Raw genomic sequence first — 14,337 nt, forward strand, 5'->3', positions numbered from 1 at the left:
CTTCAGGCCATGTCGAGGGTCATGACGAACGGGCAGTGATCCGACGCCTTGGGCCTGTCCCACCCGGTCCGCGGGAAACGCTCGATTTCCTGCGCCGGAGGAAAGACGGTCCGCCACGGCTGGCCGGCCCGGATGATTTCGGGCACCTGCTTGCCGTTGCGCTCCGAGAGCCGGGGCGAAAGCAGCAGATAGTCCAGCTGGCACAGGTGCCGCTCTTCGGGGCCGCGGGTATGGTACAGCGTCCACCGTTCCATCGCAGGCAGTCTCTGGCCGGAGTCGATGGCGAAACCGTCCTCCAGGAAGACATCGAGACAACTCGTCGTCTCGCCGACCGGCGTGAAGTCATAGCCTTTGCGACGGTCGCCCCCGATGATGATCCGCTCCCTGTAATCGTTGAAATCTCCGGCAATGAGCCAGCGCTTTCCATCGGTCCGGCCGTCAAACTTGTCGGAAATGATCCGTCGAACCGCCTTGGCCTCGGCCATGCGGACCGGCATCGTGTACTCGCGCCCGGGAATGCCGTCGCGGCTGGTCCCCATCGATTTGAAATGGATGGCGAAGATCGTCAGCGGCCGGCCACCGACCGTGAGGTCGATCTCAAGGCAGTCCCGGCGGAAAATCCGCTCATGCGCATCGATCCCCATGTCCTTCAGGACTTCGGTATGCAGGCCCAGTTCGCCGAAAGTGACATGGGCATGGCTCTGCATCGCCTGGAACTCGATCGGCTGGCCGTCGTGGGTTTCGTCGCGCATCATCACCGCGACGTCGATGCCCCGCCCGTCATTGCCCGGCGCCAGGTATTTGTGCCGGTATCCGGACCCGACCATCTTGAAGAGATAGCCGTATTCGAAAGCGTGCAGGGCATCGAGATTGTCGACCTCCTGCAGGACCACGATGTCCGCATGGGTTTCGGCGATCGCCAGGGCCGAAAGCTGGCGGGTATCGTCGGTATGGGCAATGGTCCGCGCCGCCTCGAGGCGCTGGTACTGCTCCTCGTTCTCGATCTTGTAGAGCGCCAGGGTCCGGTCCTGGTTCAGATTGTTTCGGTATCCCGAAAAATCGAACCGGTTCATCAGGTTTTCAATATTGAAGGTTGCAACGCGAAGAGACATGCATGCGAGTTTGGCCTGCAAAGCCAGTGGCCGCAAGAGCGTCTTGCGGGGATAGGACCGTTACGACGCGGCCCCTCTCCCGCCGCCGCCCTTTCCGGTCCTTCCTGCCGCAGCAGGTCCGCCGGTCAGGAGACAGGCTTCTGCGTTACGGCGTGGACCTGCGAGGCGGCTGGGCCCTCCATGGTGATGGCCTCGGTCCCGTCCGCCATGATCAGCGACAGCACGCGAACCGGATCGTCATGCAGCACCAGTTGGCCGCTTGCCGGGATCTCGATCAGGTTTGCACCTTCGGTCCTCTCGCACAGGTCGCGGACGTGATCGATTCGAACCACGCCGTCCCGTTGCCCGTGAATGAGCGTGAAGGGTACCTTGCAGCCCACGAGAAGATCGCTCCAGTCGCGCACCGCATGCCACATCTCGATCTCGAAACCGGCATGCCCCTGCCGCGTCGTCGCCCGGTACGCGCGGCGCATGATGTCACGGATGTCGGCGCGGCGCGACACGGCTCCATCGATGGTGCCTTCCGGGTAAAGCGCATCGATGAACGAATCGATCCCGTTCGAGGCGATCTGGGCGATTCCCGCCTTCAGCAGCACCGGCAGGATCTTCGGCAAGTGCCGCGCCGTGTAGGCGACGAACCGCTGCCGTGGCGGCATGTCACGGATCTGCGCTTTCGTCGCGATGGGAACGCCTGACGCGATGCCGACCAGCTTGCGGACCTTGTGCGGATAGAGCCCGGCAAAGCAGGCCGCGTACATGAACCCCGACGCCTGACCGGCGATGATTGCCCCGTCGTGGCCGAGGTAATCGAGAAGCACGGCAACGTCGCGGGCGTGTCGGTACGGTGCCATGGCCGCCTTGCCGGTGTGCGGCGAGGATTCCGCGTAGGACGGACGCCACGGCATGATCAGCCGGAGATTGAGCGCCTCGAGGGCCGAGGACGCAGCAAGGGAAAGCTCGTTTCCGCTCAGCATGCCATGCATCAGCACCATCGGCGCGCCGGTGAGCGGGCCGGCAAAAGCGACATGCATGCATCGGCCGTCCGGCAGGTCGAACAACATCGAATCGTCGCCGTGATCCGGCCGTTCAGGCACAGCCCGGTTGCCGGTCGCCAGGGCCATGCCCGCGATCAGCCGCACGAGGTCGAGCTGCGATCTCTGCCCGGTTTTCCGCAAAAGCGATTTCGCCTGTGTTCGCAGCGTCTGCAGGGAGCGGTGCTTTTCCTCCGCCATCTCGGCCAGCGTCTGCCCTTCGATCCACCCCCTTGCGATCGCCATTTCCGCCGGCGTCAGTTCGAACAGCGCACCCAGCTGGCTGGCGGTGCTCTCGTCCCAGTTGAGGCCCGCCGCGACCAGCTTTCCCGCGGCAGAAGAGGTGTTCCCGTCGCCAAGTGTGCAATAAAAGAGAAGATACTGCCGGTCCCCGTCCCGGTCCCACGCCATCCCCGCCAGCCGGCTGACCGGCTCGTTCAGTGACGGCATCTTGAGCGCCTGGCGAAGAGCGCCCAGCGACCTTGGCTCCATGCAGAGATGCGAAATGTCCTGGCCGGCCAGATTGCCGAAGGCGCTCCTGGCAGCGCGGTTGAGGGCAATGAGAATGCCACTTGCCGAGACAAGCATGGCCGGTCCCGGATCCCGCTCCAGCTCTTCCATCGGATCGTCCGGAGCACCGGTGTCCTTGCCCATTCGCGCCATGATCGCTTCGGCAAACTGGAAATGGCGCTCAAGCCGCTCCGGCAGGACGGGCGGCCGGTCATCGTCCTGGGCCAGTTCCTGCTCGAGCAGGGTGCCCCAGGCATCCATCAGCGCGTCATACCGCTCCGGATCTGCCGCCGCTTCGTAAAGACTGTCGATGAGTCGGTCGTCAGGATCTGCCATCATCTACCTGTGGACGCGCCGGGGTCGCGGCTTATCAAACCACCTACCCCATTTGGGGTAAGTACAAAACGTCACAGGTGAATAACATGGGAGATGTGAGGACGAGACAAGTCCCACGCATTGGGTTCGAGTCCTCCCAAGCCCGCATGACAAGGCCCCACCTGACAGGATTGGGAGGATTTCACAACCGGCTCTGTGCGCCCGTCGCACAGAGCTTTTTCTTTGCATGTCAGGACTTGAAGGAAATCCCGGCCCGCGTCGGCGTACGCCATCTGACGGTCGCGATGCGCGGCTGATGACCGGTGATCTGGATCTCGAATTCGGACGGAATGCCTGCCGTGTCCCCCATGCTCAGCAGCGCGCCGCGATCCGACATGTTGCGTACCACGGCGTCCAGCACCGAATATCCGTTGTTGAAACGCAGGACGGCCCCCTTGAACGACCGGGTCCGTGAGATGTCGCGTCGCTCGACCGTGTCGGTGGCTTCCACCTTGGGGGCTTCAAAAGCCCGGTTCGCCGTTCCAAAAGTCTGCTGCATTGTCATTGCCCCATCTTTCCGTTTGCACACGCATGTTGGCTGGAAGTGACAAATGCAGGTTTCAGGCCAATTGAATATGAGACCTGGGTCCCGGGAATCGCGGCGCATACGGTGCCTTCCCGGCCGCCGCCGGAAAGCCCGACGTATCGAAATGGAACACCGTCCCGTTTCAGGACAGCATCTGCCCCGAATCGGGACAACGGTCTCGCAGCCTGGCGCAGCACCCCTTGAGCGCTGCCCCGTCCCCCGAAAGCGGCATTTTCAGGGATTGTCGAGCGAGGTGATTATCGCGATGCAATCAGCCCGGAAAGCCGCTTGATCCCCTCGTCGATCATCGCTTCAGAGGCGCAGGAGAACGACAGGCGCAGCGTGTTGGCTCCCGAACCATCCGCGAAAAACGCCTGGCCGGGAACAAAGGCGACCCTTGCCTTCGAAATCGCCGCTTCAAGCAGGCGGGCGCCGTCCATGCCCTCCGGCAGCGTCACCCAGACGAACATTCCCCCTTCCGGCCGGGTCCACGACACGCTCTTCGGCATGTAACGCTGCAAGGCTGCCAGCATGTGATCGCGGCGCTTGGAATAGGTCTCCCGGACACGCGCCACCTGCCCTGCGAACCCGTCGCGTGCGACCTCGTTCATCACCATCTGGTTGATCGTCGAGGTATGCAGGTCACCGGCCTGCTTGAGGATGACCATACGCGCGACGATATCCTTTGCGGCACAGACCCACCCGATCCGCAGCCCCGGCGCCAGGGTCTTGGAAAAGGAGCCGCAGTAGACCGTACGGCACTGATCGATGTGACCCTTGCGCTCGATTTCCATTGCCAGGATCGGTGCAATCGCTTCGCCGTCGTAGCGCAACGACTGGTAGGCACCATCCTCGATCACGGCGATGTCCAGTTCATCCGCCAGGTCCAGGATGCGGTTGCGTTCCGCGGCAGTCATGGTCTGCCCCGTCGGATTGGAGAAATTGGCGGACATGTAGGCAAACTTCACGGCCCCGCCCCGCTCCGATGCCGTCTTGCGGTAATCATCCGCCGAGCGATTGCCCATCGGGTCGAGGCGATCGTACGAAGGTTCGTAGGCATTGAACGCCTGCAAGGCGCCGAGATAGGTCGGCCACGTGACAAGTGCCGTGTCGGCAGGCGACAGATAGAGCTTGCCGAGGTAATCGAGCGCCTGCTGCGATCCCGACGTGATCACGATATTGTCGGTCGAGCACTCGATCCCGATGGCAGCCATTTCGCCGACGAGCCATTCCCGCAGTCCCCGATGACCTTCGGAAGGCGAATACTGCAGTGAAGCCGCCTGCATTTGCCCGTCGAGCACCTTGCCGTAGGCGGCCTTGAAGGCGTCCGCCGGGAACAGGTTGGCATCGGGAATGCCACCGGCAAAGGAGATGATGTCCGGCTGATCGAGGAGTTTGAGCAGTTCGCGGATTTCGGATGCCTTCATCCGGGCCTCGCGGGAGGCAAAGTGGTTTTCGTGCGCCATGATCAGCCGCTCCTGAAAGAAAGTGTCGCGGGATATGCGCCTCCGGGAATTTTATGTCAATAGTACTGACCTAGTTTGAAGGCGGGATGCACGAAAAAGGGCCGCGGCTGAGAACCGCGGCCCTGATTTTCGGCGCTTCGAGCAGTCGCTTGATGCGATCAGTTCTTCGCCTTGTCGACGAGCTTGTTGGCAGAAATCCACGGCATCATGCCGCGCAGCTTCTCGCCGACTTCCTCGATCTGGTGGCTGTCGTTGACGCGGCGGATGCCCTTGAAGCGGGCGGCACCCGAATGCCACTCCTGCATCCACTCCGAGGTGAACTTGCCGGTCTGGATGTCCTTGAGCACCCGCTTCATCTCTTCCTTCGTCTCGGGCGTGATGATGCGCGGACCGGAGACGTATTCGCCCCATTCGGCGGTGTTGGAGATCGAGTAGTTCATGTTGGCGATGCCGCCCTCGTAGATGAGGTCGACGATCAGCTTCACTTCGTGCAGGCACTCGAAATAGGCCATCTCGGGAGCGTAGCCGGCTTCCACGAGCACTTCGAAACCGGCGCGGATCAGTTCGACGAGACCGCCACACAGCACGACCTGCTCACCGAAGAGATCGGTCTCGCACTCCTCGCGGAAATTGGTCTCGATGATGCCGGAGCGGCCGCCGCCTACGCCGCAGGCATAGGAAAGGCCGAGATCGAGCGCGTTGCCGGAGGCATCCTGGTGGACGGCCACGAGGCACGGCACGCCGCCGCCCTTCACGTATTCGCCGCGCACCGTGTGGCCCGGGCCCTTCGGCGCGATCATCAGCACGTCCACGGAGGCCTTCGGCTCGATCAGGCCGAAGTGAACGTTCAGGCCGTGGGCAAAGGCGATGGCTGCGCCGTCGCGGATGTTTCCGGCAATCTCGTTCTTGTAGATGCCGGCCTGCAGTTCGTCCGGGGTCGCCATCATCATCAGGTCCGCCCAGGCAGCGCCATCGGCGACGCTCATGACCGTGAAGCCGTCGGCTTCCGCCTTCTTGGCCGTGGCTGAGCCCGCGCGAAGCGCGACACGCACGTTTTCACAGCCCGAGTCCTTCAGGTTCAGCGCGTGGGCGCGACCCTGCGAACCGTAGCCGATGACGAGAACCTTCTTGCCCTTGATGAGATTGAGATCTGCATCGCGATCATAATAAACGCGCATCGTAAACTCCTGTTGCTTCTCGCGTCGTTTCCTCCGCCGCGCGGACGCAATGCCCGCCGGCCGGTGCTCAATCCCGCGCTGTCGTTCCGAACAGCGCGAGAAACCTGTCGGCCGCGCGCTCCGCGCGGCGTTCGATGTCGTCTTTGCCGAGGTTTTTCTCCTCCCCCAGCAGCATCCGGATCTGGATATCGCCAACGGCCAGTCCGAAAAAGGCCGAAAAGGCATCCTCGACCGCCTCGAATTGCAAAAGCCCCTCGTCCCTGCCAAGCCGGAACAGCGGCTCCAGGCGTCTCGCCATCGCATACGGCCCGTTGCGAAGCACGATGTCACCCAGCCTGCTCTTGTCCGTACCGGCATGGCCGATCGCCGCGCGGTTGAGCGCGATGGAAGGTTCCCCCGAAACAACCGTCAGCCAGCTCGCAGCGAAGTCGCGCAGCGCATCGCGAAGTTCCGAACCGGTCAGCCTGGATTGCGGAAGCGCCGGGCTCTTCACCTTCGAGGCCTGCCAGCGCACCGTGGCCGTCAGCAGGCCGTCACGATCCCCGAACCACTTGTAGAGCGTCTCCTTGGAGCACCGCGCCTCTCGCGCCACGCGCGCCGTCGAAAGGCTGCCGCCCTCCTTGACCATCAGGGCCAGGACGGCATCCAGGACCTCGCGCTGGCGCGGCGTGAATTCGGCTTCGGACTGGGCTCGTGCGTTCATGCGCAGTGCTGTACCGTACGGTACGGTACAGCGTCAACTCAAATCCGAACCCGACCGGGTTTCAGGAAATGACGGCGTCAGACGCAGTACTCCACGGCACGAAAAAGCGCCCTGAAACAAAGGCCGTCAGACCTCGATTTGCGTGCCGATCTCGACCACGCGTCCCGTCGGCAGCCGGAAGAAGCTGGAGGCGTCGGCGGCGTTGCGCGCCATGGCGATGAACAGGCGGTCGCGCCACACGGCCATGCCGACCTTGCGGGAAGCGATCAGCGAGCGCCGCGACAGGAAATAGGAGGTCTCCATCGGATTGTAGACGAGCCCCTTGTCACGGCACGTGGCCAGCGCCTTGGGAATGTTGGGGTCTTCCATGAACCCGTAACGGACTGTGACGAGGAAGAGCCAGTCATTGTAGCGCTTGATCGCAACCCGTTCATCGTCGGGAACGACCGGTTGGGACTCTGTCTCCACGGTCAGCACGATGTTGAGTTCATGCAGGACCTTGTAGTGCTTGAGGCTGTGCAGCAGCGACGTCGGCGCGGTCTCGGAATCGCTTGTCAGGAAGACGGCCGTACCCGGCACGAACTGCTTGTCGCTTCGCACCAGCGATTCGACGAGCTTGGGCAGCGACATCTCGGACTTGCGCGTCAGCCGGAAGAGGACCGCGCGCCCGTCCATCCACGTCCTGATCAGCAGGAAGACCACCAGCGCAATGGCGACGGAAACCCAGCCCCCCTCGGGGATTTTCATCAGGTTGGCGCTGAGGAAGGTCACGTCGACGAGGAAGAACGGCGCGATGACGGCCGCCACGACCAGCTTCTTCCACTTCCAGCCGGCCAGCATCACGATGGCCAGGAGAAGCGTCGTGACCAGCATTTCGCCGGTGACGGAAATGCCGTAGGCGGATGCCAAACGCTCGGAAGACCCGAAGCCGAACACGAGAAGCAGGACTCCGGCCAGCAGCATCCAGTTGAGCTGCGGCAGGTAGATCTGCCCGGATTGTTCCGCGGACGTGTGAACGATTTCGAAGCGCGGCAGGATGTTGAGCTGGACAGCCTGGCGGGTCAGCGAGAACGCCCCGGATATCACCGCCTGGCTGGCGATGACGGTCGCCATGGTCGCCAGGATCACCATCGGTATGAGGAACATCTCCGGCATCATCTGGAACAGCGGCTGATCGACGGCGGCGCCGGAATGCAACAGCCATGCCGCCTGGCCGAAATAATTCAGCAGGAGGCAGGGAAAGATCACCAGGAACCAGGCCAGGAGGATCGGCTTGCGGCCGAAATGGCCGAGGTCGACGTAGAGTGCTTCCGCGCCGGTCACGGCCAGGAACGCAGCACCGATGACAGCAAACGCGACATTCGAGTGATTGATCACGAAATGGATCGCCGCAACCGGACTGAGGGCACGGAAAACCGAAAGATCATCGACCACGTGCACGGCACCTGAAATGCCGAGCACCAGGAACCACACGAGCGTCAATGGTCCGAACACGGTGGAGACCTTTCCCGTGCCGAACCGCTGGATCATGAACAGCGTGACCAGGATTGCGGCGGTAACCGGTATGACGACATGCGAAATGGCCGGCGCCGCCACCTCGAGGCCTTCGACGGCCGACAGCACCGAGATGGCCGGGGTGATGACCGCATCACCGAAGAAGAGCGATGCGCCAGCCGTTCCGAGAAGCAGGATGACCCACCGGCGCTTGCGCATGACGCGGCTGGCGAGCGCCATGATGGAGAGCGTGCCGCCCTCGCCCTTGTTGTCGGCGCGCAGCACGAGAAGTGCATACTTGATCGTGACGACGATCGTCAGCGCCCAGATGATGATCGAGAGCGCGCCGATGATTTCCGTGCGGGTCGGCAGCGCATCGCCGGCAGCCGCGCGCACCGTTTCCCGCAGCGCATAGATCGGGCTTGTTCCGATATCGCCGTAGACGACCCCGATGGCACCGAGTGCCAGCGCGACCGTGGAACCCGAATGATGACCGGCTTCGCCGGCGTTCGTCTCTCCGCCCGTCTCGGACGGATTGGATGTCGCATTCGCGTTTGTCATGTCGACCGTCTCCCGAACGGCTAGGCCAACTAGACCGATGTTCGCTGCAGTGCAACCACCAAATCCGGCTATCGTCCAAGCGCGCCGAGGAACCGGCGAACCGATTCCGCCATGCCGAATTCCAGCGCATCGGCCGTCAGTCCGTGTCCGATCGAGACCTCCTTGAGGTTCGGCATGGCCTTGACCAGCGACGGGAGGTTGGCGACGGTCAGATCGTGCCCGGCATTGACGTCCAGCCCGAATTCGCCTGCCATGCGCGCGGTTTCTTCCAGCTTGCGGATCTCGACGACTGCCCGGTCGGGATCGTCGTGGCAGGCGCCGTAGGGGCCCGTGTAGAGTTCGACGCGATCGGTCCCCGTCGCGGCTGCCGCTTCCACCTGCTCCCGTGTGGCATCCGGATCGCAGAAAAGCGAAACCCGCATGCCCTTGCGCTTCAGTTGCGAAACAGTGTTTGCCAGCATGTCCCTGTTTGCCTTGAAATCCCAACCGTGATCGGACGTCGGCTGGGAAGGATCGTCCGGTACCAGCGTAACCTGTTCAGGCTCGGCTTGTTCCACGAGTGCCAGGAAGTCTTCGGTCGGATAGCCCTCGATATTGAACTCCGCCTGCGGAAACTCGTCATCGATGAGCGCGCGGATGGCCGGCACGTCGGAAAAGCGGATATGGCGCTGGTCGGGCCGCGGGTGAACCGTCAGGCCGTGAGCGCCCGCGCCCAGGGCAATACGCCCGAGGCCGGTCACGCTCGGCCATGGCAGGTCGCGGCGGTTGCGGAGCATCGCGATCGCGTTCAGGTTGACGGAGAGTTTGGCGGCCATGGCTGGTATGTCCTGTCTGGGTGCGGCACAAGGTGGTCTTGGCGCAAAGGCGCGGCAACCGTATTGTAGCGTTGGTCGCGCAGGCAACCATTTTTCAGGTGTTAGTCCGATGTATCAACCGAACACATCGATCCGCAAAGTGGACGAGCATCTGCTTCTGGCCGCGGTCGGCTGGCTGACCGTGGCAGTTGTCATGGCGGTCTACACCGGCATGGCGGCCGGCACGCCCGGACTTGTCCACGCCTATGTCTTCATGGTCGGCTTTTGCGCAACGGCGATCATGGGGCTGACCTACCGGCTCTTCCCCGGCATGAAGGCGTCCCGGTTGGCCAAGCCGCAACTGTGGACGTGGCTCGCCGGCACCGCCCTCCTCTTTGCCGGCCGCCTGGTGCAGGACCTGGGCGGGGCCGATGGCCTGTTCCAGTTCGCTTCCGTCCTGGCCGCCGCAGGAGCAATTCTCTTTGCTGCCGTCTTCCTGGGCGGCCGCGTCATCCGCCCCGATCTCTGAATTTCCGCCGTTTAATGTCTTGTTGACCAAAAAGGGCGATGATTTGTGCCGGACTTTCGCGCGGGCTTGTCTTTCGGCCGCGAGAATTACGAAATCGGGATCGTTGAGGATGAGGGACCAGTCATGCCGAAACTGGCGGATCTGCTAAGGATCAGGAAAGCGAAGGTCGTGGCGCCGTCCGCTCCGGTCGTCGATGATGCCCAGCTTCGGCGTCGCGTGAATTCCGTCCTTTCCCGGCCGACCCGTCATGATCTGAAGCCACCGACTCTGTCGCACGACGATTACTTCTTGGCGGGCCAGGGTGATCCGCAAATGCCGGAGACGGCCAGCGATGAGATGGCATGGAAAGACGACGCCGCAAGGGATGAAGGCCAAGCCATCGCCCGGGAGCCGTCGTCCGCATCGGCGCCGGAAGCCATCGACGTCCCGCCAGTCATCGAGTCCGGCGAAACTGACCACACCGACGATGTGCCTGAATCGGCGGAGCAGGACTGGGAACCGGTTGACCAGGCGGAAGGCCCGGAGGCAGTTGCCACCGCGGACGATGAGTTGGAGACCCTGCGCGAAAAGCTGACGGAACGGCTCGCCGCGCTGCGCGAGGACGCCGGGCAGAACCGGGCCGATCAGGAAGGCACGGCCATGCCGGACGCGGCTCTGCCGATAACGGCAACTGCCACCGACGAGGTCTCTGCTCCCGACGATGATGGATTGCACGCCGATCCGGTGCCAATTGCCATGACGGAGGAAAGCACCGCGGACGAGGAAGTCATCATGGACGCCGGCGCATGGGTGTCGGAGGAAGCGTCTTCGCAGCAGCCACAGGTTCCCGCGAACGGGATCCGGGAAGACCAGGAAGAATCCCGGTCCATCGAGGCACCGTCCATCGCGCCGGAGGCGGACGAACTCCTCCTCCCGGTCCAGGAGCATCCGGAGACATCGCACGAGGAACAGCCCCGTGCAGAGGTCCATGATTTGGATGGTCCGGAGGAGGTTCAATCGCCGGCCGAAACCATGTCACCCGTGGCTGGCGAACAACCGGAGACCAGCAGCCCGGTCGCGGCATCAGCGCCCGCCCCGGCAAGCAAGGTCTTGCCTGTTCGCGATGTCATCCTGCCGCAATCGCTTGCCCTTTCGGACGAGTATCCTGCCGTCTTCGAACTCGCGGTCCAGATTTCGGACTACCTCATGTTTGAAGCGGGATATTTCCCGGAGGAATTGCCCCGCGAGTCGGTGAACGCCTGGTGCATGAACTTCCTGTTGAAGAATCTCGATGAAGGCGGTCTTGGCTCCTTCGTCTACAACGCCTGGGGACAGCCGGAAATCTGGTCCGCTTGCTCCGAAGGCCTGGAAAAGTGCGGCGCGCAGGCGCATCTTTATGCACTGGAGGCCCTCAACGACCTGATGGCGCGAGACGCTGCGCTGGCAGAGGCGCTCGAAGAAAGCCCGGAAGCGGCCGCGGATCACGATGCCTTGTCGACGATCGAGGCAGATCTGCGCCAGGCGGAAGCCGACGAGCCCGTTGCCGGCCTCGCCGGACGATGGCTGCTCCAACTGCCGAACTTGAACATCGTGCCCGACGACGACCTCCAGTACACCGTGACAGCGCTCGGCGAAAAATCGGCTCTGAAGAAGCGGCGCAGCGAAAACGACAGCGAAGCGGCCGGCTAGTTTCGCGGCGGCACCCGCACGGTCGCGCGACCGGTCACTTCAATCCAGCCAGGCGGGTGGACGCTTGAAGGGTCCGCCAAAGCGTGAAAGCCAAAGGCTGCGGGCAATCCGCCTGGCGGCCGAGACGACATGCGGCGCCGCTTCGGGATGGAAAACCTCCGCCGCCGTCTGCTCGAACAGTGCCAGCCAGATCCGGAAGTCGTCCTCCCTCAGGTCGTCGATGGTCATGTGCGCGGCGACCGGCTGCCCGACATACTCCGATGTCTTGAGAAGAACGGAGCGCCAGAACGCCTTCATGCGGTCCAGGTGGTCGGGCCAGCGCCCCTCCACCCGGGCTTCGAAAATGGGCGCAAGCCTGCGGTCTTCACGGATCACACCGTAGAATTGATCCACGAGCGCGGAGATCTGCTCAGGCGTTATCGATGCGAAACGGGCTTCGGGAATTCGCGGAGGACGCCCGGAAAAGGATTCAAGTGACATGGCTGTTTCAAACGGATTCCAGAAAATGATTTTAGTTTTGTAGTTTCAACTCTACACAACCCTAGTACGTAACGCGATGCAAAAATCAATCACATTTTCGAAACACCGCTCGCCATCGGGAGGCGAATCGGGCAGGGAAAGTCATGCGGTTTTCTCCCGAACAGGACGAGGCGCTCACGCGCGTTGACAAGTGGTTGCGGCAAGGCTCTTCGCCGCTGTTTCGCCTCTTCGGATACGCGGGAACCGGCAAGACGACGCTTGCGCGCCATTTTGCCGAGAACGTCGACGGAGACGTCCAGTTCGCGGCATTCACCGGAAAGGCGGCGCAGGTCCTGAGGTCCAAGGGCGCGACCAACGCCCGGACAATCCATTCCCTCATCTACCGGCCGCGGGGCGAAGAGGCCGTCGAGGACGAGACGACGGGAAAGACGTCGATTTCCCCGACCTTCTCGCTCAACAGGCAGAGTCCCGTCGCGCGAGCCAAGCTGATCATCGTCGACGAATGCTCCATGGTCGACGAGGCCCTGGGGCGCGACCTCATGAGTTTCGGCACGCCCATCCTGGTCCTCGGCGATCCCGGGCAGTTGCCACCCATCTCGGGCGGCGGCTTTTTCACCGAGCACGAACCCGATTACCTGCTCACCGAGATCCACCGCCAGGCAAGGGACAATCCGATCATCAGCCTGGCTCTGGACGTCCGCGAGGGTCGATCGCTCCAGTATGGCGACTTCGGAGAGGCCCGTGTCATTTCGAAGGCAGAGGTCACGCAGGACCTTGTTCTCGATGCGGACCAGGTGCTGGTCGGCACCAACCGGACCCGCCGCCGCTATAACGCGCGCCTGCGAGAACTCAAGGGATTCGAGGGGCCCCTGCCCCAGGCCGGCGACAAGATGGTCTGCCTGCGTAACGATCCGGCCAAGGGATTGCTGAACGGCTCGCTGTGGAAAGTGATGACGGCCAGCAAGGAAACCGTGAAACCGGGCATCAACCTGCTCGTCTCGCCCGAGGAGGACGATCCGGATCGGGGAATCGCCAAGATCAAGCTGCTCAAGGCCGCGTTCGAGGATCCCGAAACCGAAATCCCCTGGCAGACGAAGAAGCGCTACGACGATTTCGACTACGGTTACGCGCTGACCGTGCACAAGGCACAGGGCTCGCAGTGGAACAACGTCGTCCTGTTCGACGAGAGCTACGCGTTTCGCGACACGAGAGAACGCTGGCTCTACACCGCGATCACCCGCGCCGCTGAGCGTCTGACGGTCGTCAAGTAGCGATGACCGGCAACGGCTGCCTTTGGGCAATTGCAGCCGCCATGACTCCTGCCCGGCCGATCACATGCCCTGGTCGCCCCGGTTCAGGGCGGCAATACCCGTCCGGCAGACCTCGATCAGACCGAGCGGCGCCATGATGGCGATGAACTGATCGATCTTTGAAGGCTTGCCGGTGATCTCGAAGATGAAATGGCTGACATTGGCGTCGATGACCGAAGCGCGGAAGGCATCGGCCAGCCGCAGCGCTTCCACGCGCTTGTCACCTGCCCCGGCGACCTTGATGAGCGCAAGCTCGCGCTCGACCGGCTTGTCATTGCCGAGTTCCCTTGCCCGCACGGTCAGGTCGACGACCCGGTGAACGGGGACGATACGCTCCAGTTGCGCCTTGATCTGTTCCAGGACGTGGGGCGTTCCCTTGGTGACGATGGTGATGCGCGAGCGATGGCGCTCCTGTTCCGTTTCCGAAACCGTCAGGCTCTCGATGTTGTAGCCGCGGCCGGAAAACAGACCGATCACGCGGGCCAGGACGCCCGGCTCGTTGTCGACGAGAACCGAGAGCGTGTGGCTTTCCGGCTTTTCATGGCTCTTTTCGATGAAATAGGCGGAACCGGTGGGCTGCAATTGCGCGTTCATGATCGT

The 14,337-nt window shown here is 62.8% G+C and carries 13 protein-coding genes; 3 read left to right on the plus strand and 10 right to left on the minus strand.

Annotation, left to right across the window (positions count from 1 at the left end; translation table 11 throughout):
• Nucleotides 1–2: 2 nt before the first annotated feature.
• From CSC94_RS07445 to CSC94_RS07480, 8 genes are all read right to left on the minus strand, one after another.
• On the minus strand, nucleotides 3–1,112 hold the full coding sequence (locus CSC94_RS07445; protein ID WP_099305498.1) for an endonuclease/exonuclease/phosphatase family protein: 1,110 nt from the start codon (nucleotides 1,110–1,112) through the stop codon (nucleotides 3–5).
• A 125-nt stretch (nucleotides 1,113–1,237) separates the two neighbouring features.
• Entirely contained in the window at nucleotides 1,238–2,992 is a 1,755-nt protein-coding gene (locus CSC94_RS07450) for an alpha/beta hydrolase (RefSeq protein WP_099305500.1), read from the minus strand.
• Between the two features lie 226 nt (nucleotides 2,993–3,218).
• Complete coding sequence (locus CSC94_RS07455; protein ID WP_099305502.1) at nucleotides 3,219–3,527, minus strand: PilZ domain-containing protein; 309 nt, start codon at nucleotides 3,525–3,527, stop codon at nucleotides 3,219–3,221.
• A gap of 284 nt (nucleotides 3,528–3,811) precedes the next feature.
• Nucleotides 3,812–5,023: an aminotransferase-like domain-containing protein gene (locus tag CSC94_RS07460; protein WP_205853259.1), complete on the minus strand. Its 1,212-nt coding sequence runs from the start codon at nucleotides 5,021–5,023 to the stop codon at nucleotides 3,812–3,814.
• Nucleotides 5,024–5,178: 155 nt separating this feature from the next.
• Complete coding sequence (gene ilvC, locus CSC94_RS07465) at nucleotides 5,179–6,198, minus strand: ketol-acid reductoisomerase (protein WP_099305506.1); 1,020 nt, start codon at nucleotides 6,196–6,198, stop codon at nucleotides 5,179–5,181.
• Between the two features lie 67 nt (nucleotides 6,199–6,265).
• Complete coding sequence (locus CSC94_RS07470; RefSeq protein WP_099305508.1) at nucleotides 6,266–6,901, minus strand: TetR/AcrR family transcriptional regulator C-terminal domain-containing protein; 636 nt, start codon at nucleotides 6,899–6,901, stop codon at nucleotides 6,266–6,268.
• A 126-nt stretch (nucleotides 6,902–7,027) separates the two neighbouring features.
• The gene (locus CSC94_RS07475; protein ID WP_099305510.1) at nucleotides 7,028–8,956 is read right to left on the minus strand and encodes a potassium transporter Kup; all 1,929 of its coding nucleotides are present in this window, start codon (nucleotides 8,954–8,956) and stop codon (nucleotides 7,028–7,030) included.
• Nucleotides 8,957–9,024: 68 nt separating this feature from the next.
• Nucleotides 9,025–9,771: a pyridoxine 5'-phosphate synthase gene (locus CSC94_RS07480; protein ID WP_099305512.1), complete on the minus strand. Its 747-nt coding sequence runs from the start codon at nucleotides 9,769–9,771 to the stop codon at nucleotides 9,025–9,027.
• Between the two features lie 109 nt (nucleotides 9,772–9,880).
• Here CSC94_RS07480 and CSC94_RS07485 point away from each other — a divergent pair, with 109 nt between their 5' ends.
• Together CSC94_RS07485 and CSC94_RS07490 are read left to right on the plus strand one after the other, a co-directional pair.
• Nucleotides 9,881–10,279, plus strand: a complete 399-nt coding sequence (locus tag CSC94_RS07485) for a hypothetical protein (protein WP_099305514.1) — start codon at nucleotides 9,881–9,883, stop codon at nucleotides 10,277–10,279.
• Between the two features lie 123 nt (nucleotides 10,280–10,402).
• Nucleotides 10,403–11,947 carry a DMP19 family protein gene (locus CSC94_RS07490; RefSeq protein ID WP_099305516.1) on the plus strand — a complete coding sequence of 515 codons (1,545 nt, stop codon included), beginning with the start codon at nucleotides 10,403–10,405 and terminating at the stop codon, nucleotides 11,945–11,947.
• 39 nt (nucleotides 11,948–11,986) lie between these two features.
• On the opposite strand, the gene CSC94_RS07495 is transcribed toward CSC94_RS07490, so the two are convergent.
• Nucleotides 11,987–12,427, minus strand: coding sequence for a group III truncated hemoglobin (locus tag CSC94_RS07495; RefSeq protein WP_099305518.1), 441 nt, complete (start codon nucleotides 12,425–12,427; stop codon nucleotides 11,987–11,989).
• Between the two features lie 143 nt (nucleotides 12,428–12,570).
• Here CSC94_RS07495 and CSC94_RS07500 point away from each other — a divergent pair, with 143 nt between their 5' ends.
• Entirely contained in the window at nucleotides 12,571–13,698 is a 1,128-nt protein-coding gene (locus tag CSC94_RS07500; RefSeq protein WP_099305520.1) for an ATP-dependent DNA helicase, read from the plus strand.
• Between the two features lie 60 nt (nucleotides 13,699–13,758).
• On the opposite strand, the gene ilvN is transcribed toward CSC94_RS07500, so the two are convergent.
• Nucleotides 13,759–14,331: an acetolactate synthase small subunit gene (gene ilvN, locus CSC94_RS07505; RefSeq protein WP_099305522.1), complete on the minus strand. Its 573-nt coding sequence runs from the start codon at nucleotides 14,329–14,331 to the stop codon at nucleotides 13,759–13,761.
• Nucleotides 14,332–14,337: the final 6 nt, after the last annotated feature.

It is taken from the genome of Zhengella mangrovi (genome assembly GCF_002727065.1).
GTDB lineage: Bacteria > Pseudomonadota > Alphaproteobacteria > Rhizobiales > Rhizobiaceae > Zhengella > Zhengella mangrovi.